This window comes from Puniceicoccaceae bacterium (assembly GCA_040224245.1).
In the GTDB taxonomy this organism is placed as follows: domain Bacteria; phylum Verrucomicrobiota; class Verrucomicrobiia; order Opitutales; family JAFGAQ01; genus JAKSBQ01.
The window spans coordinates 1-25,375 of the sequence record JBEGIR010000070.1; the positions used below are offsets into that span (position 1 = coordinate 1).

A 25,375-nucleotide genomic window follows, 5' to 3' on the forward strand; every position below is an offset into this window, starting at 1 on the left:
TCCTCGCTTCAGATCCGCAGTCGGATTGTCCGTTCGCAGGGCGATGTATGCGAGCAAACTGTTGTCGGGCATGTGACGATGCCCCTCGAGCGTGTCACGGATGTTGGAAATCAACAGCCAGGAACGCTGGGTCAGACGCCCCATCTGGAGGCAATTCCACAGGGTTCTGCGTGGCATGGTCTCTTCGATAAGTCCCGCAGCTGCGGCGTGCCATACTCCCATTTGCTTCACATCAAGCTGGCCCATGCCAGTGGGATCGGAGTTTTCAATCTTCTGACAAATTTCCACGAGCCGACCGGGAACACGGGGAACGAGGGATACGCACAGGGATGCGATCTGCTGGCGGGCGAGATCAATTTCGCTTTTGGGGGTGGACAGGATGGATCGGTTTTCGAATCCGGCATCCATCGAACGAATGGTTTCGATGGCCACCTGTTTGCGGTTGATGGATGCGAGTTCTTCCAGGATGCGACCCAGTCGGAACGCGGTTGTGAAATGAAGGGAAGTATCGGTGGCAGGGTTCATGGGTGGATGGGAGTGAATTCAGTTACTTCGGGCATCCATCAGCTGCGTTTAGTTGATGTGCCCGGTGGACAGCTTGATCAGGAAAACGGTTAAATTCGCCGCCGCATGTGCGCAAAAACAGGGTAGCAGGGAATGGGTTGGGTTGAAAGCAGCAAATCGCACCGTGTAGTACCAGAGTGAGAGGATGAGAATGGAAGTGGTTGCGAGAAGATTCTGGGGTGTTAGTGAGAGTCGCAGCTTGGTGATCCATTCGATGACGTTTTGTGGCTGGGATGCATGGGTCCAGAGGTAGGGGTGCATCAGGGCGAAAACGATTGAGAACGTGATGGCAGAGAGAACCAGCAGCGTTCGCCCACGGTGCTGCACCACAAGATAGCCGCGGAAGACCAGCTCTTCGGTAATGGCTGCCCCCAGCATGGCTCCGAGGAACCAGGGGGAGAGGGTTCGCTGGGTTGCAAGCCATCCCATTGCATGTTCTGTCCAAGTCAAGGCTGCGATCAGAAGCAGGGCGCCGATGACAGCGATACTGCAGGCACTCAGGCTTGCAGGTGTGCTGCCGGGTAGCAGCGCGCGCGTGTCGAGCGATGCACTGCTGGAGCGGACTCGCAGGTCGATTCGCCAAAGGTGCAGCAAGTAGACGCCAGCTGCGAGTGCGCAAAGGTTGAACAAGAGACCATCAATCATCGGTGTGCGATCACTTCAGGGTTGGCAACAAGTGGAGATGATGGGTCAACGTTGTAAGAAAACAAGCGGGATGCAAGCTTGTGTGTGACGGGTGGAATCGAAGCGATCAGGAGGTGGGCAATGTCTGTGTGCGATGGTTGTTGTGGGTGTCCTGCTGCGGCAGATGTACTTGCAACGCTCCATCCTGCAGCTATGGGTTTCAAGGGTAACGTAATCATTATGGAAACCCTCAGCGAATCGGATCGGGAGCGCTTTAGTCGCCATCTCCGCTTACCTGGATTTGGGGCGGAGCATCAACAGTGCCTCAAGCAGGCATCGGTGTTGTTGATTGGCGTCGGTGGGCTGGGTTCGCCCTCGGCGCTCTACCTTGCGGCGGCAGGAGTGGGAACCATCGGCATTGCGGAGTTTGACCGGATCGAACGTCACAACCTGCAACGACAGGTGCTCTTCGAGGATGCGAGTGTCGGCTTGAGCAAGGCGGAGGTGGCACGTGAACGGCTGCTGTCGCTGTATCCAGACATCCAGGTGCAGCTACATCGAGAGGGATTGCAACCTGCTAACGCCCTTCAGGTGGTGTCCGGGTATGATGTGGTGGTGGATGGATCGGACAACTTTGGTACCCGTTATCTCGTGAATGATGCGAGTTTTTTGGCAGGAGTACCACTGGTTTCCGGCAGTGTCTTTCAGACGGAAGGGCAAGTCATGGTGCTCAACGCCGGGCATGCCAGTCCGTGTTACCGCTGTCTGTTTCCGGAACCACCGGAACCGGGCACTGTACCCGGATGCAATGAAGCGGGAGTTGTTGGAGCACTGTGTGGAGTGGTGGGAAGCCTGCAGGCGATGGAAGTGATCAAGCTGATCACCGGATTGGGGCAGTCGCTGGCGGGGTCTATCCTGAAACTGGATGTGTTTGGGAATCGCTTTGCCACCATCCGTCTTCCGAAGGATGCGAACTGTCCACTCTGTTCCAAAACATCTCGCATTCAAGACTTGCATTCGGAGACCTACTGGGTTCCCTGTGGGCACGATATGAACACTACATCCGAACCTGCGAGCACAGACCTGCCCATTGAAGTGGATGTGGTGCGTGCCAAGACACTTTGCGATCAGGGCTTGGCATACTTTCTCGACATTCGCGAACCGGAGGAGGCGTCGATCTGTCAGATCGAAGGAAGTCAATTCATTCCCATGGGCAACATACCGGCGCAGCTTGCTTCGCTGCCTCGGGATCGAGCGTTGGTGGTGTATTGTCACCACGGATTTCGCAGCCTGCAGGTGGTGCAGTTTCTTCGGAGTCGGGGACTGCAAAGTTGCACCAGCATGAAAGGCGGGATTGAAGCCTGGGCAGAGCGTTGGGAACCCGGCATGGAACGCTATTGATCCCGTCGAGGCAATTCGCTTATCCGAGCATAGGAGCAGGCTTCAGTCCTGAGGGAGAGACGGCGCGCAGAAATGCCGTGCTGCGGGGAGAGAATTCTGAACTCAACCCTCAAAGGCAGGCACCTTCAGATGGTGGTTGAGCGCAGCGGCCAGTTCCGTGTAATTGCGCGTTACCGGGAAGCATGGATACGCATCCACAATGGACGCAGGTGGACAGTAAAAGATGCCATGGTGTGCGCTTTCAAGCATGCTCAGGTCGTTGTACGAATCACCTGCAGCGATGACGTGGTATTGGAGCGAGCGAAGCGCATTTACGGCGTGTCGTTTTTGATCCTCCTGTCTTAGGATGTAGTTAGTAATGCGATCATCCGAGTTGATTTCGAGGGAATGACAGAAAATGGTGGGGTGGTCGAGCTGGTCGAGCAAGGGCTGCGCAAACTCGTAAAACGTGTCGGATAAAATGATCACCTGCGTGTGCGTTCTCAGCCAGTTCAGAAACTGCGGTGCACCTTCAAGCGGAGACATGCTGCCCACGACCTGACGAATTTCCCGCATGCCAATGCCATGTTCGTCGAGAATGCCGAGCCGGTAGCGCATGAGCACATTGTAGTCCGGCTCATCCCGGGTGGTGCGCTCAAGCGCTTCGATTCCAGTGAGTTGGGCGAGTCCTTTCCAGATTTCAGGTATCAGTACTCCTTCGAGATCAAGACAAACTAGGTGCATGGTGCGGTTGACAACAGGAGCGCACAGCCTAGGGGACGAACGCGGAATTATTCAACCATTGAATCGACTGGAGTGACAAAACGTTTGAGCGATGCACCCAGCTCGGAGGCATTGAGGAAGGAACCATAAATCGGGTCTTCTGCCTGTTCCATTTGCTGAAGTTGCTCGGCAAATGCTCCGCGGACCAGAACGGGGGCGAGTGCTGCACTTGGACCCTGATGGTTGAGGCGAAACCCGGGGATGCGTCCCTTGCCCCGGTTGGTGATTTGGGCGAAGGGAAAAGAAGTGGAGCCAGCACCCCAAACCAGACCATATTCATACGGGGAGACCAGCAGCAGTGAGGTATCCTGCCATCCTCCGTTGTCTTCAATCCAATCCTCGCAGAGTGTGAGTGCACGGAACCCGTTGACGACTTCTTCAATGGCTTCGCGCTGCAGTTCGGCACCGAGCAGGTAGGGCAGACGCCCAAGGTGAATGACGGCTATAAATCCCTTCGGTGATTGATTGAGAAAGTTGAGACCCATGCGAATCTGAAAGCGCATACTGTTTGCCAGATTTCCCGACAACCCGGATGCATCTGCCGCAATGGCCTGAGTTGAGGTGGTATCCCCAAACTGGAGCACGACCAGACGGCGTTCTGCAGCCTGCTGTGGCTGTGAACTCACTCCCAGCAGGTTTTCATCGCCAAAAATCACATTCCAACCACTCGCACGTGCACGATTTCGCAGATCCTGCCAATCGGACTGGGAAGCCACGACATAACGTGGATCGGAGTGTGCCTGCCCCAGTTCATTGTAGCGTGGGTGACCCGCTCCAACGTAGAGATCAAGTTGACTCGAGCGCACCAGATAGTTGAAGCGATTGCTGCCGGTGTCGCGGCTTTCGGAGCGAAATCCGGCAAGGATTGAAGCGACATCGTGTCCGATGGGCATGTCAGAAATCAGTGCGGTTTGCAGCTCATGGTGATCTGCCCATTCGAGCAGTTGCTGGGTCGGTGCGAGTGGCGATCCAGAGCGCGACGGATAGTTCATCCAATTCACCGCTGTATTGTAGCTGGGGATGCCGCTACCCAGTGCGGTTGCCGCCTGGAGTGGGTCTGTTGCCTGTTCAATGAGCCACCGGTACCCTCGAAAACTGCTGGTGGGAGCACCTGACGAAGCACCGATTTGTACGACAGTACCATCCCAGGCCGAGTGGGGGTTATAAGACGAAAGCAGTGCAGGGTCGGTTCCGTCGGGATGCGCCTGCGTGGTGAGCGGGTGGGTGGCCATGCTCTGGTAGTGCCACTGATGGTCGAGTCTCCAATCCCAGAGGGACGCGTCATCTGAGTAAAGTTGTCCGGCGGCAATCAGCTCATGTCCCAAGCCCTCCTGAACAATCAAAATGACCCTCTGCTTTGCGTTGAGGTTGGCAACGAAGAGTAAACTGATGGCGGCAAGCGCAATCCACCTGCAAGCGAACGTGATCATGATTTACATTCAACCCTGTCGTGCCTCAACCCTGTGGTTTGCGGAAAACATAGTCGGGGATTTCGGTGTTGATTTCGGTTTGCTCAACGCGGTTGGTCAGACTGAATGCAGGGGTGGAGGTTTCCACCTCCATCGGGATCATGAGATCTCCTACAGGTTGGTAGTTCTGCATTTTTGCCTTGATGCGATAGCTGCCACGCACACCGGCATCCAGCACTTGGTGAACTTCAACCAGGTAGTGAGTGAAGGGATTAAAAAACCAGGTTTCCTCCATGCCATCATGATCGATTAGCAACACCGGGATCATGCCGTCGCTGCGAGCTTCCTGTACCGTTCCCTTCTGGTAGTATTGTTCGATGTTGGTTTCCGGAAAAATCACGGAATCCTTAGCCGCCTGTTGAAGTTCGGTTCCCTCAAGGGTGCGGAAGCCTGTGATGGAGTTATTCTCCCAGGCAACCCCATCCTCGAACGCGCTTTGTATGGTCCCGATATCGGGGATCTCCATGATCATGGCATACGATTTGGGCCGCTTGAGGTAGATGGTCATCTGGCAAGTGATGCCCTCGTTTGCCATTTCGCAGGTGCCCAGCTGGATCATGGTGGACACCGCATTTTTCGCTTCTGTGCCGCCAGTGGCTTCATTGTACGCATCGATCAGGGCCTGGGCTTCCGGACTGATTTGAGCGGGAAGCAGCGTGGGAAGCAGCGCACCCAGAGTGATGACGAAGAAACGAATGGTGAGTTTCATTTTGGAAAAGGGATGTGTTGAGAAAGATTGCAGCGGAACTGCACCCGTTCAAGGGAGCTTACGAGGAGTTTCATGCAGATCAAGCTTCGCTTTGAAACGATTCCTGGGGAATTGGCATTGATGGTACTACCGATGGCATTGGGGTGACTTTGTTGTCAGCTTGCGGACTTTGCAGTTGGCTGCGAATCCAGTGTATGGCCGCTTCGAGGGTTGCATCCCGTTTATTCCTCAGATCCTCGCGAGTGGTGACAATGGTTGTATCGGGACGAACCCCGGTTCCCTCAATGGTGTGCCCCTCCGCACTGAGATAGGTGGCAACTGGGAGTTGCAATGACCAGTTCCCTTCAAGTTTGAGCCATTTGGATGGCAGGGCTGCCCCCATGCTCGGCTGTCCGAACAGACGTGCTCGCCCCGCTTCCTGGAGTCCGAGTGCAAAGATTTCGCTGGTGGATGCGCTGAATGCATCGATGAGAATGGCGACCGGACCCAGAAAGGCACCGGGCTGAGGGTCCGCAAAAAATCCAATCCATCCCTGCTTCAGATTCAGGGTGCCCAGCTGGAATGCGTGATCGGTCAACAAACCTGCGAGGGCATTCGCCATCAAGCCCATTCCACCCGGGTTTCCGCGAAGGTCGAGGATGAGTCCGACATCATCGGGAAGTTCGAGCAGGGCTTTCCGTATTTCCGGAAGCAGGTCATAGACAAATGCGGTGAAACGCAGGATGTGGATGTTGCCCTCTCTGCGCGAATCGAACTCGAACGGCAGAGAATCGAGATTTCCGATGGAGCGCGACCAGCGCCCGTACCAGGTCGTGTATGTGCCCGTTGCTTCGAAGGACTGGCCTGAAGGCTTCCTGGCGCGGATTTTCCACGTATCGCCATTTGGACCAAAGTTGAGCAGGGGAGTGGAGGCGAGTGTTTGCACGGAGGCTCCTTGCTGCACAGATGGCAGTCGCCGACCATTCAGGTGGGTGACTTCGTCTCCCGGTTCGAGAGAGATGCCTGTGCGACCAGAAGTTTGCTGCAACCCTGCAACATACCAATGGTCCTCGATCCATTGGAAACGGATGCCAGTATGAGAGCGTCCGCGGGCTTGGATCTCGTCGGTGTTAGTGTATAGCTCATCATACAGCCGCAAGTGGCTGATGCCGAGCGACTGGAACGCCTGTTGAACGGCGTTGGCGAATGCACTGCGAGTTCGTACTGTGGAGGCCTCTTCGATGAGATTGCTGCGAAGGGACTGCCATTTGCGGAGTTCATGCTCAGGGAAGGGATATTGTGTTTCGAGGGCTTCGAGAATGGCTTTCAGCGGGAAACGATCAACGCCTTCCTCGGTCAGATGTGAGGTGGACGAGAGTGGTTGAACTGAGGATGCCAGCGCGAGCAAACTCATCAGCACTGTCACAGCCAGGGCCAGACTGAGCCGCAATCGATGTGGGGACAGCAGGTGATCGCAGGTCGCTATCAATAGGTTGCACACGACTAAACAACAAAGCGTTGCCAGGGAATAAACCTGGCAACGCTTTTCCATCAAAGTCAACCACCACACAGGAGAGTGCGGTGCAATGTTACTGGTAGGCCGGCAGCTTTTTCGCAATGCGCGATCCACTGAGCTTCACAAAGGAAGGCAATCCTTTTTCGTAGGGAACCTGAACCTCTCCCTGAATCAATGGACTTGCATACCGGAAAAAGTTGAAATTCATCGTCACGCCGTCCTCGTTGATCCAATTTTTGGGCAGGTGTTTCACACCATTGGCAACTTCGTCGAGCGGTATCAGACTGGTTTCGCAACGGTATTGGTCCGATTCGGCACGGGTGAGTGTGACCATTTTGTCGGTCTCTCCTTTGACTGCAGCGATGACGGCGGCCTGACCTGCCATGAATGCTTCATCATTGTCAGTTTGGCTCGAGCAGTGCACGGCAGCGCGCTGAGTGTGACCCGGGCGTGCGGAGCGCGCCTTGACGCCCAAACGCTCCTCAGCGAGAGTCGCAAGGTATTCGCCGGAACCCCCCAGCTGGCTATGACCGAACGCATCAGCAGCAGCACTGGTGGTGGAGATGTAGTTGCCGTCTTCATCGACGAGACCTTCGCCTACCACGACGAAGCAGTATTTTTGTTTTTGCAGAACCTTCTGAACATCTTCGAGGTATTTTTCGGCGGAGAAAGGAACTTCGGGCAAGTAGATCAGGTGTGGCGGACTGTTGGGGTCATCGCGGTGTTTGGCGAGCGAAGAACCCGCAGCAATCCATCCTGCCGTGCGTCCCATGACTTCGAGCACAAACACGAGATCGTGCTGACCCATTCCTTCAATATCCTTGGAGGTTTCGCGCACCAGTGTGGAAACGTATTTGATCACGCTTCCGTAGCCCGGGCAGTGATCGGTCCCCACGAGATCGTTGTCGACGGTTTTGGGGATGCCGATGACGCGCAGTTCGTATCCACGCTCCTGTGCCAACTTTGAGATTTTATTGGCGGAGTCCTGTGAATCGTTGCCGCCAATGTAGAAGAAATAGCGGATGTTGTGTGCCTGAAACACTTCGAGCACCCGGTCAAAATCCTGCGATTGCTTCAGTTTGAAACGACAAGTGCCAAGTGCGGAAGCTGGCGTGTGACGCAGCCCGCGAATGGTTTGCTGGGATTCGTCGGCCAGATCGATCAGCTCTTCGTTGAGAATGCCGAGGATGCCGTTCATGCCCCCATAAATTTCTTCGATACACTCGTGGTTGAGTGCTTCGGACACCGCACCCGCCAGACTGGCGTTGATCACGGTGGTAGGCCCCCCCGATTGTGCGATTAAACAGTTTCCGATAAGTTCTTCAGACATGCCAGTTTCTATAGATGATTCAGAGGTCGAGTCGAAGAAATTAATCGTTGTTCGTCAATATCCTTGTCGGTGGAATTCAATTTTGTTGACCCTGCTTGCCAATTATTGTCATAGGGAAGAGCGCCTTGGTTCAGGGGTGCGCCGCAAATCCCAAAACCCAAACTGACCTCGCACCTGCATGAAGATCCTGATGGTCGCACCCGAGGTGGTGCCGTTTTCAAAAGTTGGAGGACTGGCTGACGTGGCCGGGGCACTTCCGCTGGAACTCACTCGCATGGGGCATGATGTTCGCATTGTCTGCCCGAAGTATTCCTTCATTCGTCCCGAATCGAGCTGGAAGGCACACGAGCAAGCGCTGCACGTCTATCTCGGCAGAGAAGTGCGGTTTTGTCAGGTCTGGGAGACCCGGCTGGCAGACGAGGCTACTCCGGTTTATTTGCTGGAACACGATGCCTACTTTGACGTGCCGACGGTGTATTCTGATGACTATCGTGAATACGAGCGCGAGGGTTACCGCTTTGCATTTTTCAGCCGTGCGAGCCTCGATCTCTGTCATTTTCTCGACTGGATTCCGGACGTCATTCACTGTCATGACTGGACAACCGGACTGGTGCCAGCCCATCTGAATACCCGTGAGCTGGGAAAACCCCTGGGGAAGACAGCATCGGTGTTGACGATTCACAATCTTCAGTTTCAGGGCATTTTTCATTATGACGTATTGCCGTACAGCGGACTGCCCATGAGCCTGTTCAAGGCTGATGGGCTGGAGTGCTATGGCCGGGTGAACTACATGAAGGGTGCCATCTATCACTCCCAGAAGGTGACAACCGTCAGCCCGACCTACGCCCATGAAATTCAGACTGCTGAGTTTGGGTTTGGGTTGCAGAACACGTTGAAATTCAAGGCATCGGACCTCATTGGTATCGTCAATGGTGTGGATTTGTCGGAGTGGAATCCGGCGACAGACCGCCATTTGCCAGCTCCGTTCTCGAAGGACGACCTTTCGGGAAAACGTGCGGCAAAACAGGCGCTGCAGGAAGCCTTTGGACTCGAAGTGGATCCGGGTAAGCCGATCTTTGTCATGGTGACCCGCATGTTCAGCCAAAAGGGACTTGATGTGCTGCTGCAGGCTGCTCCTCGTGTGATGGAAGAAATGCACGTGCAGATCGCGATTTTGGGAAGCGGGGATGCTCAACTCGAGCACGGATTTCGGATGCTGGCCGAGCGCTTCCCCGGACGCGTTGGGGCCTACATTGGCTACAACAATCCCCTGGCCCACCTCACCTATGCTGGTGGGGATTTTCTCTTGATGCCCAGCCGCTTCGAACCCTGTGGACTGAGCCAGATGTATGCGATGGCCTATGGCACCCTGCCGGTTGTTCGCTCCACAGGTGGACTGGTTGACACCGTGCAGCAATATGAGGAGGGCAAGGGCATCGGCACGGGTTTCAAATTTGATCACCTGACAGTGGATGCCCTTTATTACACGATGGGATGGGCCTGTGCGACCTTTTACGACCGAAAAGAGGAACTCACCCAGCTGCAGCGTAACGCGATGCAGCAGGATTTTTCGTGGAAGCTGCCTGCGAAACAATACGAACAAGTCTATGCCTGGGCAGTTGAAGCGAGAACCGGAGTTTACCCCCTCTGAGAAACCGCGCACACGTTCGATGTGCCCCTGTTCCTGTCTGGAGCAGGTCAGGGAAGCCGACACCCCCCATCGATCAAGGATTCAGAGGCAGGTCCACTTGAACTTGGGTGCGAATTGAGCTATTGCAGGAAGCATTGATATGAAAACACTCGTCTCCGGAGTCGCCGCTTACATGGGAAATCGCTCCCATCGGCGCAATACCCGCCTCTTGTATTCCTTCCTGCTCGTCCTGTTTGCCCTGGTGACCGTGTATTCGCTGGCATTTCACTGGTTGATGGAACTCGAAGGGCGGCAGTACACTTGGATCACCGGATTTTATTGGACCCTGACAGTCATGTCGACGCTTGGGTTTGGAGACATCACATTCGAAAGTGATATCGGGAGACTGTTTTCTGTGGTTGTGCTGCTATCGGGCGTGATTTTTCTGCTCATTCTGATGCCCTTTACCCTGATCGAGTTTTTTTATGCTCCATGGATGGAAAAACAGTCAAAGGGACGCATTCCACGATCCGTTTCCGATGACCTGAGTGACCACGTCATCCTCACTTCCTACGACGCGATTGCGCAGGCACTGATCGAAAAACTCGACCGTTTTTCCCGCCCCTATGTCGTGATCTGCCCGAATGATGAGCAGGTACTTCGGCTGATGGATCAGAATGTTCGCGTGATGCAGGGCGATTTATCAGATGCTTCCACTTTCGAGCGCGCCCGGGTGCAGCATGCAGCGCTGGTCACGGTGACCGGAGACGACATCAGCAATGCAAATACGGCCTTTTCCGTACGCTCGCGCTGTAAGGACGTCCCTGTGGCCAGTCTCGCGAGCACCAAATCTGCTGCAGACGTGATTCGTCTGGCTGGCGGGTCCGTGGTTTTTCAGCTGGGAGAAATGATGGGGGATGCACTGGCCCGTCGGGTGATTGGTGGCGGCGCCGCATCGCATGTGATCGGTCAGTTTGACAAGCTGCTCATTGCTGAAACTGCGGCGCGCGGTACAGAGCTGGTTGATCGAACAGTGATGGAACTGCAGCTGCCGCAAAGCGTTGGCGTGAATGTAGTGGGTGTTTGGGATCGAACCGGATTCAACATCGCCAAACCCGATACGCGCATTGATTTCAATTCGGTTCTGATGCTTTCGGGAACGGCTGAGCAACTGGCGGCCTTTGATGAGAAATACACGCACCCCATCGCGGAGGGTGCCCGGGTCATCGTTGTCGGTGCGGGCAGAGTCGGACTTGCTGTGGCACAATCGCTGTCTCAACGTGACGTTGATTTCCGCATCATCGAAATGGATGCCAAGGCACTTGCTCCGATGGGGGAGAAGGGCATTGTCGGGGATGCTGCCGATTTTGACATCCTGCAGCAGGCGGGCATCATCGATGCAGAATCCCTGGTCATCACGTCACGCAATGACGAAATGGACATCTATCTCACGATCTTCTGTCGAAAACTCCGTCCGGATCTGCAAATCATCAGTCGTGCCACCTCGCCAGGAGGCATTGATCGACTGCTTCGGGCCGGTGCCGACATTGTGATGTCGTATGCTTCGATGGGTTCCAACCAGATTTTCAACTACCTGCAACAGAGTGATACCCTGATGGTAGCGGAGGGCATTTCAGCATTTCGCGCAAAATTGCCCGAAAGTGAGCTGGGGAAAAACCTGATCGAACTGGAGCTGCGTGCCAAAACCGGATGCAATGTGATCGCGCTCACACGGGCTGGTGAAATGCAGACCGAAATTGATCCGCGCGCACCGATTGATGCGGACACGGAACTGTTGCTCATCGGCGACCGTGAGTCGGAAGAACGCTTTTATGAGCGCTTTCCGGTTGCGGCTGGAGCGAAAAGTTCACGCCTCAAACTGAGTTGAATGCGGGCAGGTTCCACGCAACCTGCCCTGACAGACTGTGCGCTGACTGTGCAGCGTCTCCTTGAGGCGATGGGAAGGCATGTGTGACGGGTGAAAGATAGCGTTCACATGGACTGCAGTGCGGCTTTTCGCTTCTCATGCGCATGACTTTCGGTTAGCATGCATGCATCATGTTCTACCCCAACGTACCCTTTTTGTGTCTGTCCTTTCGCCCAGCCCGTGACACACTTCTCAGCATGCTGCTTGTCCTTGGGATGGGCCTGCTCGCTGGCTGTCAACAACCTGATGGAGAGCGCATCCGGGTGTTGATCGTTGATGGGCAAAACAACCATACGGTCTGGCCCAAATCGACGATGATGATGAAGCAGTATCTCGAAGAGAGTGGGCGCTTTGAGGTAGATGTTCTGCGCACACAATTCACCTGGCGCGGTGAGAAATGGCTGCCGCAGTATGCACTTCAGGATGGGGTGCAGCGCACGGAGGTTGCCGAACCTGTGGCGGATCCGTCATTTGAACCCGATTTTTCAGCCTATGACGTCATCATTTCCAATTTTGGATGGAAGGCAGCTCACTGGCCCGAGAGCACCCAGCAGTCGTTTGAGCAGTTTGTCTCGCAAGGCGGAGGCTTCGTGTCCGTGCATGCTGCAAACAATTCTTTTCCCGAATGGCAGGCCTACAACCAGATGATTGGTTTGGGAGGCTGGGGTGGTCGCGATGAGCGCCATGGTCCCTACGTATATTATGATGATCAGGGAGAGCTGATTCGTGACGAGAGTCCGGGCAGAGCCGGAAGCCACGGCCCGGAACACCAATTTCTGATAGAAATCCGTCAACCGGATCATCCGATCACGCGCGGCATGCCCCAGCGATGGCTGCATGCTCAGGATGAGTGCTACGACCGTTTGAGAGGCCCCGCAGAAAACATGACCGTGCTGGCCACCGCATATTCATCTGAAGAGATGAACGGATCGGGAAGGCACGAACCCATGCTGATGACCGTGGAGTACGGAGAGGGGCGCATCTTTCATACCACGCTTGGGCATGAGGACTACTCCTTTGAGGGAGTAGGCTTCATCACCACACTACTGCGAGGAACAGAATGGGCGGCAACGGGCGAGGTCACGCTGCCCATCCCCGCAGATTTTCCGGATGAAACTCACGCAAGGGTTCGCCCTTTTGAGTGGCGGCGATGAAGGTGCTTAGGACGCAGGTCCTCTCTCCTTTGCTCCTGCTGTGTGTGACAGGCAGTGTGCTTTGGGCACATCCTTCAGGTTCTGTTGGCGACCCGCTTGACGGGTTGCAGGAGGAACTGGAGTGTGCATTGCTCACATCGATCCTGGAAGCCTGGTATCCTCGTGTGGTGGATGCGGAACAGGGTGGGTATTGGAGCCAGTTTGATGCCGATTGGAAACGCCTGCCGGATCAACCCAAGATGGTGGTGACTCAGGCCCGCCACGTTTGGACTTCGATTCGCCTGTATGAGCGATTTTCGGAGAGGGACGAACTTCGGCAGATTGCATCCCATGGAGTCGATTATCTGCTGGGCACGATGTGGGATTCTGAGAAGGGAGGATTTTTCTGGCTGCTGGACGAGCAAGGCAATGTGTTGGAGCAAGGCAGGGTGGGTTCACGCAAGCAGAGTTATGGCATCGCCTTTGCGATCTACGCGCTTGCCGCCTATCACGAAGTCACGGGGGATGCGCGTGCGTTGGACGGTGCGGTTCGTACCTTCCGATGGCTGGACTCCCATGCACACGATGCCCGATACGGTGGGTATTTTGACATCATGGGTGCCAATGGTGCGCCGTATGTGAATCCGGAAAACCGGGTCTACGCCAAGAGCCAGAATACCAGTATTCACCTGCTGGAGGCGTTCACCGAACTATTCCGGGTATGGCCGGACGAGCAGTTGCGGTTACGGCTTGTGGAACTGCAGGAACTGCTCATGCACCGCATGATCGATGCGCGGGGCTACGTGAATCAGTATTTTCATGAAGATTGGACTCCGGTCTCCTTTGAACACCATGCGCTGGATCGCTACCGGGAAGTGATGCACTGGGATCATGTCTCATTCGGACATGATGTGGAGATTGCCTATCTGCTCTACGAATCGGAGCTTGCGCTCGGAGGCGAAAAGCTCCCGGAAATTCGACAGTTGGGCAAAAAACTGCTCGATCATGCACTCGTGCATGGGTGGGATGCACAGAACGGTGGACTCTATGATGCGGGACTCTACCGGGATGGTCGCATGCACCTGGTATCGAAACACAAGGCGTGGTGGGCACAGGCGGAACTGCTCAACACGCTGCTGATGATGCATTGTTTTGAACCGGAGGATGCGCACGCCTATGACCAACTGGCGCGTCGCACCTGGGACTACATTTCCACCTGGCTCATTGACCATGAGCGAGGGGGATGGTATGCGCAGGGACTGGACCAAAGCCCTGAGGCTGTCAATGGACTCAAGTCACAGATCTGGAAGGGCGCGTACCACAACAGTCGCGCACTGCTCAATGCGTCACACTGGCTGGAGTGTGCAGAGCAACGGTAAGCCTCATGAGAGCATGCCAACAGTTGCCAGGATGGGTAAACCAAACAACCCGCCGATGCAGTCGGGCGGGTTGACGTAATCGCTGGATGCGAGTTGACTCAGAGTCCGATCTTGGACTTGAGGTCGGCTTTTGAGGTCATGCCGACGATTTGGTTAGCAACATTGCCATCTTTGAAAACCAGCAGTGTGGGGATCGCACGGATGCTGTAGCGGTTGGCCAATTCACTGTTATTGTCCACGTTTACCTTGCAGACCTTGACCTTGCCGGCTTCTTCACTGGCAAGTTCTTCAAGGATGGGTGCGATGGCCTTGCACGGGCCACACCAGGGCGCCCAAAAATCAACGATCACCGGGACTCCCCCGGCGGAAATCGTGGAATCAAAGTTGGCAGAAGTCAGCTCGGTAATGTGTTCAGACATTTCGTTTATGATGGGTTTGGATTGATTCGTTAGTGAATGGGATTCGTTAGTGGTGCATCAACGTGAGCACCATAAAAGAAAGTGAGACGACTGCAATCGCAGCGTCGAGAAAGAGCAGTGAAACCTTGGACAGTGAGCGATGTTGCGTGCGGCGGGTCCGTGATTGTGAGATGTCATCACACTCGTCTCTTCTGCAGGCTGGCTCCTGATCCGATATGGGACGGATGCGCATGGGCTTTTCGGCACGCAGAGGTTGGGCACGAAGCTGGGCTTGCGCTGGGGATTGAGCAGGGACAGATACCACTGGTTTGGAATGGGCTTGTCGGACCCTGATGGAGGGACGTGACTGCAGTCCCGCATCCTTGCGCGCGATTCGGACCCCGGCTTTTGAGGCATGAGGAGGGTTCTGCCTGAAATCGGAATTTGGGGTTGGGGAGGAATCAGCGCGATGCTTCATGACTGTGAATGTTTCAACACGATGTCCCGGATTTCTTCGTGATCTGCATCGTGCAGGGTCTTCCCCTTCCGGCTCAGGTCCTCAACGGTTTTGAGCGCGGTTTCGGTCAGTCGGTCATGGGTTTCCTCAGAGCCGCCTACGATGGAAAAATCCTCTGCACGCGTGATGCGCTTGTGCCCATCCTGATGATCAAAACCCACTCCAATCAGGTGGGACCGGTTCTGTTGATTTGCTCTCCGCATGGAACTAACCTTGTGGATTTACGCGTATTTTCAAGCTTGGAGTGACGGCATTCCTGCTGGTGTCAGGTGACAACGCAGCATTCGATGTCGGCAAAGGCCTCATGCTGGGCGAGGCGAAGCTTTCGCAGACGTGTGAGTTCGAGCAGGGCCAGGAAGGTGGTGACGATGGTGACAAGTGTGGCGGCAGACTCAAACAGCTCGGAGAAGAGAAATTTGGGGCGGGATGCCATGTGGCGAAGGATGTGGTCCATGCGATCTGCAACGGTGACCGCTTCCTGCTCGATTTCACCAAAATTCATTTTTTCGGCCAGGCGAAGGTAAACCTGATTGATGATGTTCCAAAGGTCGATGCGGTCAATTTTTTCGAGCGGGCGTGGATCACTGGAAGCATGGTCGTGTTTCACGATGCGGTCGACGAGTTGATTGCGCTTATCGATGCGTTCTTCAATCTCGGTGGCCAGTTCCTTGAAACGCCGATATTCGAGAAGCTGTTGTACCAGCTCCCAACGCGGGTCCTGGTTCTCTTCACCTTCGTCTTCGTCAACGACCTGTTCGCGGGGAGGCAGTAGCATGCGACTCTTGATATACATGAGCGTGGAAGCCATGACAAAAAAATCACCGGCGACCTCCAGATTCAGTTTTTCCATCTGATCGAGGTAGGCGATGTACTGGGACGTCACCGTCTCCATCGGAATATCATAGATATCGATTTCGTTCTTTCGAATCAGGAAAATCAGCAGGTCGAGCGGTCCCTCAAACACTTTGAGTTTGATCGCCAGTTCGCTGGGGTCCCAGATGGATTCAGGTGCGCTTGCCATGTGGATCAAAGGAGGACTCCACCTTCGGGGAATTATGAGTGGATTTCAAGGCTTTTGCATGGAGAAGAGGCAGTGCTAGAAGCGGGTAGTCCGTATTCTGACCTCAAAACGGGTGCGGTTGTTACGACTCGATCCCTGGCGCAGGTTGACGCTGAGTTGCAGGTCCCACGAGTTGGAAATTGCATACTGCAGCCCATAGGACTGTTCGTAGAAACGGGAGCCGCGTTCGTCATAACCCAGATTCATGAGGACGCGCAGGTCTTCTCTCAGTTTGTAGCGAAATCCCAGCAAATACTGCTGTAGTTGATTGCTCACAAACTGGGTAGCGAGGTCGAGATCCCAGATGTCACCATCGATGAGTTGGATGCGCGCAAACAGATCTCGCATGGCTAGATCGTCGGTGTCCGCCCGTGCCTGGATGTCCAGGTGTAGCCAATGTGCGGGTCGCAGCCTGGCGTGCAGTGCAAATGTATGCTCCGTGTCGAGCTGGCTGGCATCGGGGAGAAAGGTATCGTGGAAGAGATTGAGATCGATCCATTTATCCTGTTTGCCGTCGAGACGGCGCGCGACGAGTGCATTGAGCACACCGAATCTGATCAGGGAGCCGCTCTGCATCGTATCCAGAGAGGTGCTTGCGCTCAGATCGAGATCAGGGATGCCAGTTCCGTAGAGACGCTGTTCGATGGGCAGGGGCAGATCCGCTTCGTTTCCTTCGGATTTGAGGTAGCGGTACTGCAGGGTCGGTTGAAGCAGGTGGCGCAGGGACTGCAGATTCCAAACCTCACGATGGATCGACCAGTCCGCAAATGCATGTGCGGTGAGGTTAAAGCCCAGTTCAAACTGGGTGCGCTCAAGATTTTCATGCAAACCGGCAATGTCTCGATAACTCAGGTGCTGTGCCGTTGCCTGGGGGAGTAAGTCGAGCCAGTGACGCAGGGCAACGGGGTACCAGAGTTGATAGTAGGCCCGGGCGCGGGTGTGCTCCCGTTCGATTCCACCGTCCGGACTCTGTTCACGAAGGTGCACAGTCGCAACTTGGCCAGAGTGGTAAAGTCGATGATCGGCAAGGGGTGATGGCAGAAGAGTGAGTGCGAGTTCGGGACGGCGTTCGACGACGGTTTCAAAGGATTCATGGCGGAATCGCGTTGTGACGCTCGCGATCAGGGGTCCCCAGATACCGTGGGCTTCCACAAAACTTTCAGGTTGCTGGACCGCACGAAATTGGCCGGGTGCGAAATCGCGGACGACTTCCGAATCGGACCAACTCTCCACGCGGCTGATCAGCTGAAAGGAGGATGCGTAGCGGTGAATGAGGGACAAATCGACAAAATCCCGTGATCGGTCAATCGCTTGGCCGAGTGTATCAGTGCCCAACTCGCCCTGATCGTGAATGAATCCGCTTTGCAGGTGGGTTTTCAGGTAGTGTCCGGTCGACCACTGCTGTTCGATGTCAAATCCAGGACCCACAAGCCAACCTCGTTTACTGAAGCCTTGAACGTCTGCAAACCAGCGGGAATGTTCGGTTGCAAGGAAGATCGGGCGGATTTCGGCGTAGGTGCCAAGGTCTCCGCTGTAACCCGCTGTTCCCGTCATGCTGAAGCGGGATCGTTCCAGTGAGTGGCGGTAGTAGGGCCAGTAAAAGAAGGGAACTGCGCCGAGTTGTAAAGTGACGCCGCGAAGGATGACGGCGTCGTTCCCTTGTTTTTCCACAGAGCGCGCGTTGCCCTGAAAGGAAAAGGAGTCGGGTTCGCCCCAGAAAAAATGCGCATTTGGGGCAACCAAATCGGGACCCTCCACCTGCAGGGACTCGCCTTCGAGAAAGAGATTGTTGAAACCAGCCCGGTAGGATTGTGCACTGAAGCGATTGGAGTCGATGTCGATGTGAAACTCCTCTCCGACGATTCGCGCCTGACCGGCTTGGATTTGGGCCGTCTGCTCCGCAAGAATGGAGCGGTTGGTGGTGTCCATGAGCAGTGTTTCGGTGCGAAGAAACTCGATGGGTTCATCCGAAGGAAGCGAGCCTGCGCTACCGAGAAAGGAAGGAAGCGATTGGTCAGGTTCCAGCTCTCCCGGGTCGGCCAGCAATCTGACATTTCCGAGCAGTTGCAGTCGATCCGTGTTTCGAGTCCAGCGCAGTTGATCGGCTTTCAGGTAGAATGGTTGAAGATGAATTTCAACCTGTTCACTGATCGTTACCGATTGACTGGCCTGATCGATTTGAATGGGACCACTGTTGGTAATGCGTACCGGTTTCGGCTCGTTGGCATTTCCGGACATGGAGGTAACACCCAACAAGAAGAGCAGGGAAATGGAGCGGTAGAGATGCACTGGCCTTCATTACAGGAATTCCACAGCCAGCGACAAGTGGAATATCGCGCCGGAGGCAATTGTTGCGAACCCGAAACCGATATACTTTGGCAACTGCTCCATTCTGCGGCAAAACGCTTGCATACAATCCTTGGAATCTGCGGACAGAACGTTGCTAAAGTGCCTGCGTCGGTGGATTTTCTGGACTTCGGGAGTAGCTTAGCGATAATCATTTCGACGTTTGTGCGTCCCTATCCATCCATGGAAACCACCGTGAAACTAAGCAAGTCCGATTTCAACCGCATCCTCGAAGGTCGCCACCATGAACCCCACGCAGTGCTGGGCATGCACCCACTGTCCAATGGCAAGGGTGTCGTTGTCAGAGCGTTCATCAAGAATGCACATAGCTGTGAAGTCGTGGATGTTACCACAGAGGCGAATCGACGCTATGCCATGGATCGCCTGGCGGATGAGGGGCTTTTTGAAGTGGTGATCCCGAACCGGAAACTGTTTCGCTACCGCTTGCGAATAGAGCAGTACAATGACGAGATTCGACAGTTCTGGGATCCCTATTCCTTTCTTCCGAGCATTGATGAAAAAGGGGTCTATTATTTCTGCGAAGGCACAGACCGCAAACCCTACCAGAAACTGGGTTCCCATGTCCGGGAAATCGATGGGGTGCGGGGAGTCAGCTTTGCAGTTTGGGCACCCAGCGCCAAACGGGTTTCAGTTGTGGGCGACTTTAATCAGTGGGACGGACGCTATCACCCGATGCGCGTTTTGGGGTCGAGCGGTATCTGGGAGATTTTCATTCCGGGGCTGGTGCAGGGGTGCTACTACAAGTATGAAATTGTTGGCAAAGATCATCAACTGCTCTTGAAGAGTGATCCATTTGCGAGTTATTACGAATCCCCTCCGCACAATTCCTCGATTGTGTATGATACCGAAGGGTATGAGTGGCATGATGAACAATGGTTGAAAAAACGTGCCTCAAAGGATTGGCGTAAGGAGCCGATCTCGATCTATGAAGTGCACCTGGCTTCGTGGAGACGCATTGTGGAGGATGCCAATCGCTCCCTGACGTATCGTGAGGCCGCTCATGAACTCGTTGAATACGTAAAAAACAATCATTTCACTCACGTTGAGTTCATGCCATTGGCAGAGCATCCGTTTGCTGCGTCGTGGGGCTATCAGGTTACGGGATTTTTTGCTCCGACCAATCGCTTTGGCGAACCCAAGGACTTCATGTACCTGGTTGACGTATTGCACCAGAATGGAATTGGTGTGATCATGGACTGGGTGCCGGGCCATTTTCCCAAGGACAGTTTTGCGCTGGCGGAGTTTGACGGATCCCATCTCTATGAGCACTCGGATCCGCGACAGGGACAACACCAGGACTGGGGCACCCTGATCTTCAATTTTGGTCGCAACGAAGTGCGATCATTCCTGATCGGAAGTGCGATTCATTGGATGGATCGTTACCATATTGACGGCCTGCGTGTGGATGCTGTGGCGTCCATGCTGTACCTCGACTATTCCCGCAAGGATGGAGAGTGGATTCCCAATCGATACGGTGGACGGGAGAACATTGAGGCGATCGAGTTTTTGCGCATCGTCAATGACGCTATCCATGAGGATTTCCCTGGTGCCATCACGATTGCGGAGGAGTCGACTGCGTTTGGCGGTGTTTCACATCCGACAGCAGTCGGTGGACTTGGGTTTGACTTCAAGTGGAACATGGGGTGGATGCACGATACCCTGCGTTACTTTCAGAAAGATCCAATCTACCGACGTTGGAACCATGACGACCTGACCTTCGGCATGGTGTACAACTACTCTGAGCATTTTGTATTGGTGTATTCCCATGACGAAGTCGTGCACGGCAAAGGCTCGATGATGGGCAAGATGGCTGCAGGTTCGATTTCGGAGAAAGCCCGAAACCTGCGCGCACTCTATGCTTTCATGTGGGCCTGGCCAGGCAAGAAAACACTCTTCATGGGGTCGGAGTTTGGCCAGATGGCAGAGTGGCACTACGACTCCAGTCTCGACTGGCACTTGCTTCAGTACAAGGACCATGAAGGCATCACGTGCCTGTTGCGGGATTTGAACCAGTGGTATGGCACGCATCCCTGGTTGGCGCGGGGTGACCACGATTCGATGACGTTCAGCTGGATCAATTGTCACGACGCTGAGAACGGTGTGGTTTCCTTTCTACGCTTCGGGGATGCGCCGGAGCAGACCTTTGCCGTGGTCATCAATGCAACTCCGGTGGGTCGCAGCCACTATCGGCTCGGTTTGCCCTTTGAAGGGAGCTGGAAGGAAGTGGTCAATACGGATGCATCCGTTTATGGAGGCTGGGATCAGGGCAACATGGGCCGCATTCACGCGATCAAGCGCGAGTGGGATAACCAGACCTGTTCTGCCGAGGTGTTTCTTCCGGGTTTGACCACACTCGTGTTTCAGTTTGAAGGCAAGAAGGCATTGACGGACTGACCCTTGGATTCTTCCACAAAAAAAAGCCGGAACTCGACGGGCGAGTCCGGCCTGGAAAATATGGATGTGGGGTCGTGTAGAAGATCCGTCACATCAGCTCCGCGCTGCCTCAGGCAACGGGAACCACATTCACGCGGCGGTGAACCTTGTCAAATGCGACCTGTCCGTCGGACAGTGCAAACAACGTGTGATCGCGTCCGATACCGACATTCTGGCCGGGGTGGAAACGGGTGCCACGCTGGCGAACAATGATGTTGCCCGCGATGACGGCTTCGCCGCCGTACTTCTTGACTCCCAACATTTTGGGATTGCTGTCTCTTCCGTTCTTTGAAGTTCCCTGTCCTTTTTTATGTGCCATGGCAAATTCGTGGGTTTAGGTGAATGATAAGGGCGCAACTCGCCTGGTCAGGCGACGATTTCTTCGATCTTGATCAGGGCGATGGACTGGCGGTGTCCGCGGCGGCGCTTGTAACCCTGACGACGTTTCTTTTTAAAGATAATGATTTTGTCGTCTTTTTTCTGTTCGATCACGGTCGCCTTGACGGATGCTCCCTTCACGAAGGGGGTTCCAAATTTCACTGAGTCTCCTTCGCCCACCATCAGAACGTCAGTGATCTCGATGGAATCTCCGGGATTCGCGTCCGAGAACTGATTAACCTTGATCACATCGTCCTTTTGGACTGTGAATTGTCGTCCCTGTGTTTTGATTGTGGCTTTCATGGAAAAGAATCGATCAAAGCGAAATTGAATTGCATTGCAAGAAATATTCGAACGGAACCCGGAAAATCATTGGAGCCGAGGCATGGAACCCGAAACGGTGCGAGCGTTTTACGAGAAAGAAGATGTGGTACTGCACTATGCTGCAGCGGTGCATCGGGTTGGTTTATGGAAAAGCGAGGAGTTTTTGCTCACCCGTCTGTTTCGTCCCGACCAACACCTGCTTGAACTCGGCTGTGGTGCGGGTCGCATCACATTCGGACTGGTGGATTTGGGTTACCGTTCGATCATGCCTACAGACTATTCTGCGGGCATGATCGATATGGCGAAGCGCATTGCACAGGAGCGTCGGATCGAACTGGGCTTTCAGGTGGCCGACGCCTGCAACCTGCCGTTTGAAGATGCGAGCTTTGACGGGGCCATCTTTGGATTCAATGGATTGATGCAGATTCCGCATTCGTCGCGACGCCTGCAGGCGATGCGTGAGGTTGCGCGGGTGATCCGCCCTGGCTCGCACTTCTTTTTTACGACTCATGATCGTTCCAATCCGAAGCGGCGCAAGCAGTGGAAAAAGGATCGCAAGATGTGGGAAGCGGGTCGGCAACCTGCTGCCTATGATGAGTTTGGAGATTGCATTGGAGAAACCAGATGGGGGGAGATGTACATCCACATTCCCATTCGGGAGGAAATCAGCAGTCAGCTGGACCGTGCAGGCTTTCGACTGTTGTCGTGCGAGAAGCGCTCCATGATTGCGGTGGAGGATCAGGCAACTCGCGAATTTTCTGATGAGTGCCTGATGTGGGTTGTCACGCGAAAATCGTAAGGGTTTTTCGAGAATTGAGTAAAATTACGCCACTTTCGTTCGATGGACAACTGAGTTGGTACCGAGCTTGCTTGGTAGAGGGTATCCGGGCTTGAATGAGTAGGTTGAGGGAAAGAATTTCCGACCCTTCAGGAACCGGGTGAACGAAAGGAACCCCATGTTGGAGCGAAAGAATGAACCGCAGTTTGAAGCATTACGCGTTCTGGTCGTAGAGGACAGCGGGTTGAGTTATGCGCTGATCGAAGTGATGCTCGAGTGCCTGACAGGTGCGACTCCTGATCGTGCGGTCAATGGAAAGGAAGCGGTTCAATGCGTGCAATCGAAAGACTATGATTTGGTGATCATGGACCACTTGATGCCAGTCATGTCCGGGGTGGATGCCACACGTGAGATCCGACAGTGCATGCCTGTATGGAAGCAACCTGTCATTGCAGGGCTTTCCGGTGCAACCTCTCAGGCGGATTTGCGATGCTATCGGGAAGTGGGGATGGACTATTTTCTGGCCAAACCGATGCGACTGGAGGATTTGCGGAGTTTGCTCGGACAGGTTGTGGTCCGTGAGCATCGTGCGTATTCATGGAATTCCATGCAAATCGGTTCTGCACTGGTACCAGCGGGATTGGGCTGATTTCGGAAGATTCCGGTGAACGGACAACGCACGGCGTTGCCGACTGGAGGAAGTCTACCTTCCGGAAAATACGGTTGTCTTTGGCGTGGGAATCACTAGGGAAAGCCTCGTTATTGAAATGCGGGTGTGCATGAACCCGAGTTCCGAATCCGTGAAACCGCGATCAGACGCACGAAGCGTTACCCCTGCTCCATGAATGTTCTGTTGATTGCCCTTGCCGCGTTGATTTTGTATCTTGTCGCCTACCACACCTATGGTCGCTGGCTGGCACGAAAGATTTTCCGCCTGGATGCATTGGCGGAAACTCCTGCCTATGCGCTGGAGGATGGAAATGACTACGTGCCAACTCCGAGACAGGTGGTGTTTGGGCATCACTTCACCTCGATTGCTGGAACGGGGCCGATTGTAGGACCGGCACTCGCGGTAATCTGGGGGTGGGTGCCAGCCCTTTTGTGGGTTTTGTTCGGCTCCATCTTGATTGGGGCGGTGCATGATTTTGGCTCACTGGTGATCTCCCTTCGCAACCGAGGGCAGACGATCGGCGACATCGCAGGGCGGGTGCTCGCACCCAGGGCGCGGTTTCTGTTTCTGGGCATCCTCTTCCTGGCACTGACGATTGTCCTGGCCATTTTTGGATTGGTGATTGCGGCGGTGTTTCGAACGTTCCCCTCTGCGATTTTCCCCTGTCTTGTGCAAATCCCACTGGCGGTCATGATTGGACTTTTCCTGCACCGGAAAGGCGTTGGCCTGCTGATTCCGAGCGTTGTGGCCCTGGCGCTGATGTATGCGAGTGTTTATTATGGGGATGCAGGGTGGCTGGGAACTTTCAACCAAACCCTTGCCCAGTGGAGCACAATCACGTGGGTAATGGTGCTTCTGATCTATTCCTACGTGGCATCGGTGCTTCCGGTATGGGCACTTCTGCAACCACGCGACTACATCAACAGCCTGCAGTTACTGAGTTCGCTTGCGCTCGTGCTGATAGGACTGTGTGTTGCTGCGTTTGTGGGAGGTGTACCGGTGGAGCAAGGTGGAGTGCGCCCAGCACTCGAATTGGCAGCACCGGCCTTTCGGCTGTCAGTTGAAGGAGCACCCGCGATCTTTCCATTTCTCTTTGTGACGGTTGCATGCGGAGCGATTTCCGGGTTTCACTGCCTGGTTTCATCCGGAACTTCGTCGAAACAGCTGCGCAATGAAAAAGACGCGCAGATGGTGGGCTATGGGTCCATGTTGACTGAAGGATTTCTCGCAACCCTGGTGATTCTTGCCTGTACGGCGGGCATCGGACTCGGTGCTCACGCGATTGCGGGTGATGCGAATTCCTCGATCATGACGGGAGCCGATGCATATCAGGCTCGTTATGCGACCTGGAGTGGATTGAATGGACTGGGTGCAAAAGTCAGTGCGTTTGTGGACGGTGCAGCCAATTTGTTGAAAGTGGTTGGCATCGGTCCTGCCATGGCGGTTGCGCTCATGGGGGTGTTTGTGGCCTCGTTTGCTGCAACCACTCTGGACTCTGCCTGCCGTCTGCAGCGTTATGTGACTCAGGAGCTTGCCCGCACCTCTGGGATTCGTCTGTTACAGGGCAAGCATGCGGCGACGCTGTTTGCCATTGGAATTGCGGGGCTGATTGCGGCACTTCCCCTGCCAGGAAGGGAATGGACGTGGGCGTCTGCGGGTTCCGGCGGATTGATTTTGTGGCCCCTGTTTGGTGCGACCAACCAGTTGCTGGGCGGGTTGGCTTTTCTTGTCATTCTGTTCTGGCTCCGTCGTCGGCAGTTGCCCATCGGTTTTGTGCTGCTGCCAACGGTTTTCATGTTGATCCTACCCGCTTCGGCGATGCTGATTGAGCTGACGCAACCCTCCGGCTGGATTGCTACGGGACAATGGCACCTGGTTGGCATTGGAGTGGCGACAGTGTTGCTTGAACTCTGGATGATCATAGAGGCCTTGCTGGCATGGAAATCGAGCAACGGTGTCCTGGAAACCCCGGCTGACAGCTGATCGAGAGACTCGGTTGCCACTCGCAATGGAGGATCAGCAAAGTC

Annotated in this window: 22 protein-coding genes; 9 read left to right on the top strand and 13 right to left on the bottom strand. The window is 54.7% G+C overall.

The genetic code is table 11. The features are described 5' to 3' along the window. Both ABQ298_11265 and ABQ298_11270 read right to left on the bottom strand, forming a co-directional pair. Positions 1-525: hypothetical protein (locus ABQ298_11265; protein ID MEQ9824954.1), on the bottom strand; the 525-nt coding region annotated here is incomplete at its 3' end. 48 nt (positions 526-573) lie between these two features. Continuing rightward, entirely contained in the window at positions 574-1,209 is a 636-nt protein-coding gene (locus ABQ298_11270; protein MEQ9824955.1) for a CPBP family intramembrane glutamic endopeptidase, read from the bottom strand. Between the two features lie 219 nt (positions 1,210-1,428). Between ABQ298_11270 and moeB the strand changes: the two genes are divergently transcribed. Then, on the top strand, positions 1,429-2,589 hold the full coding sequence (moeB, locus tag ABQ298_11275; protein MEQ9824956.1) for a molybdopterin-synthase adenylyltransferase MoeB: 1,161 nt from the start codon (positions 1,429-1,431) through the stop codon (positions 2,587-2,589). Positions 2,590-2,691: 102 nt separating this feature from the next. Here the strand turns inward: moeB and thrH are convergent, their stop codons facing one another. The 5 genes from thrH to ABQ298_11300 form a co-directional block, all read right to left on the bottom strand. After that, entirely contained in the window at positions 2,692-3,312 is a 621-nt protein-coding gene (thrH, locus tag ABQ298_11280; protein MEQ9824957.1) for a bifunctional phosphoserine phosphatase/homoserine phosphotransferase ThrH, read from the bottom strand. 47 nt (positions 3,313-3,359) lie between these two features. Beyond that, positions 3,360-4,781 carry a hypothetical protein gene (locus ABQ298_11285; protein MEQ9824958.1) on the bottom strand — a complete coding sequence of 474 codons (1,422 nt, stop codon included), beginning with the start codon at positions 4,779-4,781 and terminating at the stop codon, positions 3,360-3,362. Between the two features lie 25 nt (positions 4,782-4,806). After that, entirely contained in the window at positions 4,807-5,529 is a 723-nt protein-coding gene (locus tag ABQ298_11290) for a hypothetical protein (protein ID MEQ9824959.1), read from the bottom strand. Positions 5,530-5,608: 79 nt separating this feature from the next. Further along, complete coding sequence (locus tag ABQ298_11295; protein ID MEQ9824960.1) at positions 5,609-7,060, bottom strand: S41 family peptidase; 1,452 nt, start codon at positions 7,058-7,060, stop codon at positions 5,609-5,611. 37 nt (positions 7,061-7,097) lie between these two features. Continuing rightward, on the bottom strand, positions 7,098-8,354 hold the full coding sequence (locus ABQ298_11300; protein MEQ9824961.1) for a 6-phosphofructokinase: 1,257 nt from the start codon (positions 8,352-8,354) through the stop codon (positions 7,098-7,100). A gap of 178 nt (positions 8,355-8,532) precedes the next feature. Here ABQ298_11300 and glgA point away from each other — a divergent pair, with 178 nt between their 5' ends. The 4 genes from glgA to ABQ298_11320 all read left to right on the top strand — a co-directional run bounded on the left by glgA (position 8,533) and on the right by ABQ298_11320 (position 14,423). Then, the gene (glgA, locus tag ABQ298_11305) at positions 8,533-10,005 is read left to right on the top strand and encodes a glycogen synthase GlgA (GenBank protein MEQ9824962.1); all 1,473 of its coding nucleotides are present in this window, start codon (positions 8,533-8,535) and stop codon (positions 10,003-10,005) included. A 139-nt stretch (positions 10,006-10,144) separates the two neighbouring features. Beyond that, on the top strand, positions 10,145-11,872 hold the full coding sequence (locus ABQ298_11310; GenBank protein ID MEQ9824963.1) for an NAD-binding protein: 1,728 nt from the start codon (positions 10,145-10,147) through the stop codon (positions 11,870-11,872). Positions 11,873-12,108: 236 nt separating this feature from the next. Next, on the top strand, positions 12,109-13,065 hold the full coding sequence (locus ABQ298_11315; GenBank protein MEQ9824964.1) for a ThuA domain-containing protein: 957 nt from the start codon (positions 12,109-12,111) through the stop codon (positions 13,063-13,065). Then, complete coding sequence (locus tag ABQ298_11320) at positions 13,062-14,423, top strand: AGE family epimerase/isomerase (protein ID MEQ9824965.1); 1,362 nt, start codon at positions 13,062-13,064, stop codon at positions 14,421-14,423. The genes ABQ298_11315 and ABQ298_11320 overlap by 4 nt, the downstream gene beginning before the upstream one ends. 98 nt (positions 14,424-14,521) lie before the next feature. Here the strand turns inward: ABQ298_11320 and trxA are convergent, their stop codons facing one another. The 4 genes from trxA to ABQ298_11340 form a co-directional block, all read right to left on the bottom strand. Continuing rightward, entirely contained in the window at positions 14,522-14,842 is a 321-nt protein-coding gene (gene trxA / locus ABQ298_11325) for a thioredoxin (GenBank protein ID MEQ9824966.1), read from the bottom strand. 453 nt (positions 14,843-15,295) lie between these two features. Continuing rightward, positions 15,296-15,541: a hypothetical protein gene (locus ABQ298_11330; protein MEQ9824967.1), complete on the bottom strand. Its 246-nt coding sequence runs from the start codon at positions 15,539-15,541 to the stop codon at positions 15,296-15,298. 62 nt (positions 15,542-15,603) lie between these two features. Next, positions 15,604-16,359, bottom strand: a complete 756-nt coding sequence (locus tag ABQ298_11335) for a segregation/condensation protein A (GenBank protein MEQ9824968.1) — start codon at positions 16,357-16,359, stop codon at positions 15,604-15,606. Positions 16,360-16,434: 75 nt separating this feature from the next. Next, on the bottom strand, positions 16,435-18,636 hold the full coding sequence (locus ABQ298_11340) for a hypothetical protein (protein MEQ9824969.1): 2,202 nt from the start codon (positions 18,634-18,636) through the stop codon (positions 16,435-16,437). 291 nt (positions 18,637-18,927) lie between these two features. Here ABQ298_11340 and glgB point away from each other — a divergent pair, with 291 nt between their 5' ends. Beyond that, complete coding sequence (gene glgB / locus ABQ298_11345) at positions 18,928-21,159, top strand: 1,4-alpha-glucan branching protein GlgB (protein ID MEQ9824970.1); 2,232 nt, start codon at positions 18,928-18,930, stop codon at positions 21,157-21,159. Between the two features lie 109 nt (positions 21,160-21,268). Here glgB and rpmA read toward each other — a convergent pair whose 3' ends face one another. Both rpmA and rplU read right to left on the bottom strand, forming a co-directional pair. Continuing rightward, positions 21,269-21,517, bottom strand: a complete 249-nt coding sequence (rpmA, locus tag ABQ298_11350) for a 50S ribosomal protein L27 (protein ID MEQ9824971.1) — start codon at positions 21,515-21,517, stop codon at positions 21,269-21,271. Between the two features lie 47 nt (positions 21,518-21,564). After that, positions 21,565-21,879 (bottom strand): 50S ribosomal protein L21, encoded by a 315-nt coding sequence (gene rplU, locus ABQ298_11355; GenBank protein ID MEQ9824972.1) that lies wholly within the window; start codon positions 21,877-21,879, stop codon positions 21,565-21,567. Between the two features lie 82 nt (positions 21,880-21,961). Here rplU and ABQ298_11360 point away from each other — a divergent pair, with 82 nt between their 5' ends. The 3 genes from ABQ298_11360 to ABQ298_11370 all read left to right on the top strand — a co-directional run bounded on the left by ABQ298_11360 (position 21,962) and on the right by ABQ298_11370 (position 25,331). Then, positions 21,962-22,699 (top strand): class I SAM-dependent methyltransferase, encoded by a 738-nt coding sequence (locus ABQ298_11360; protein ID MEQ9824973.1) that lies wholly within the window; start codon positions 21,962-21,964, stop codon positions 22,697-22,699. 157 nt (positions 22,700-22,856) lie between these two features. After that, entirely contained in the window at positions 22,857-23,327 is a 471-nt protein-coding gene (locus ABQ298_11365; GenBank protein ID MEQ9824974.1) for a response regulator, read from the top strand. A 192-nt stretch (positions 23,328-23,519) separates the two neighbouring features. Further along, a complete protein-coding gene (locus tag ABQ298_11370) occupies positions 23,520-25,331 on the top strand; it encodes a carbon starvation protein A (protein ID MEQ9824975.1) in 1,812 nt (603 codons plus the stop codon). The last annotated feature ends 44 nt before the right edge of the window (positions 25,332-25,375 follow it).

What these genes read in the sequence shown, in the direction of transcription:
- ABQ298_11270 (MEQ9824955.1), bottom strand. Translation starts at nt 1,209, where the DNA reads ATGATTGATGGTCTCTTGTTCAACCTTTGCGCACTCGCAGCTGGCGTC.
- moeB (MEQ9824956.1), top strand. Translation starts at nt 1,429, where the DNA reads ATGGAAACCCTCAGCGAATCGGATCGGGAGCGCTTTAGTCGCCATCTC.
- thrH (MEQ9824957.1), bottom strand. Translation starts at nt 3,312, where the DNA reads ATGCACCTAGTTTGTCTTGATCTCGAAGGAGTACTGATACCTGAAATC.
- ABQ298_11285 (MEQ9824958.1), bottom strand. Translation starts at nt 4,781, where the DNA reads ATGATCACGTTCGCTTGCAGGTGGATTGCGCTTGCCGCCATCAGTTTA.
- ABQ298_11290 (MEQ9824959.1), bottom strand. Translation starts at nt 5,529, where the DNA reads ATGAAACTCACCATTCGTTTCTTCGTCATCACTCTGGGTGCGCTGCTT.
- ABQ298_11295 (MEQ9824960.1), bottom strand. Translation starts at nt 7,060, where the DNA reads ATGGAAAAGCGTTGCCAGGTTTATTCCCTGGCAACGCTTTGTTGTTTA.
- ABQ298_11300 (MEQ9824961.1), bottom strand. Translation starts at nt 8,354, where the DNA reads ATGTCTGAAGAACTTATCGGAAACTGTTTAATCGCACAATCGGGGGGG.
- glgA (MEQ9824962.1), top strand. Translation starts at nt 8,533, where the DNA reads ATGAAGATCCTGATGGTCGCACCCGAGGTGGTGCCGTTTTCAAAAGTT.
- ABQ298_11310 (MEQ9824963.1), top strand. Translation starts at nt 10,145, where the DNA reads ATGAAAACACTCGTCTCCGGAGTCGCCGCTTACATGGGAAATCGCTCC.
- ABQ298_11315 (MEQ9824964.1), top strand. Translation starts at nt 12,109, where the DNA reads ATGCTGCTTGTCCTTGGGATGGGCCTGCTCGCTGGCTGTCAACAACCT.
- ABQ298_11320 (MEQ9824965.1), top strand. Translation starts at nt 13,062, where the DNA reads ATGAAGGTGCTTAGGACGCAGGTCCTCTCTCCTTTGCTCCTGCTGTGT.
- trxA (MEQ9824966.1), bottom strand. Translation starts at nt 14,842, where the DNA reads ATGTCTGAACACATTACCGAGCTGACTTCTGCCAACTTTGATTCCACG.
- ABQ298_11330 (MEQ9824967.1), bottom strand. Translation starts at nt 15,541, where the DNA reads ATGCGGAGAGCAAATCAACAGAACCGGTCCCACCTGATTGGAGTGGGT.
- ABQ298_11335 (MEQ9824968.1), bottom strand. Translation starts at nt 16,359, where the DNA reads ATGGCAAGCGCACCTGAATCCATCTGGGACCCCAGCGAACTGGCGATC.
- ABQ298_11340 (MEQ9824969.1), bottom strand. Translation starts at nt 18,636, where the DNA reads ATGTCCGGAAATGCCAACGAGCCGAAACCGGTACGCATTACCAACAGT.
- glgB (MEQ9824970.1), top strand. Translation starts at nt 18,928, where the DNA reads ATGGAAACCACCGTGAAACTAAGCAAGTCCGATTTCAACCGCATCCTC.
- rpmA (MEQ9824971.1), bottom strand. Translation starts at nt 21,517, where the DNA reads ATGGCACATAAAAAAGGACAGGGAACTTCAAAGAACGGAAGAGACAGC.
- rplU (MEQ9824972.1), bottom strand. Translation starts at nt 21,879, where the DNA reads ATGAAAGCCACAATCAAAACACAGGGACGACAATTCACAGTCCAAAAG.
- ABQ298_11360 (MEQ9824973.1), top strand. Translation starts at nt 21,962, where the DNA reads ATGGAACCCGAAACGGTGCGAGCGTTTTACGAGAAAGAAGATGTGGTA.
- ABQ298_11365 (MEQ9824974.1), top strand. Translation starts at nt 22,857, where the DNA reads ATGTTGGAGCGAAAGAATGAACCGCAGTTTGAAGCATTACGCGTTCTG.
- ABQ298_11370 (MEQ9824975.1), top strand. Translation starts at nt 23,520, where the DNA reads ATGAATGTTCTGTTGATTGCCCTTGCCGCGTTGATTTTGTATCTTGTC.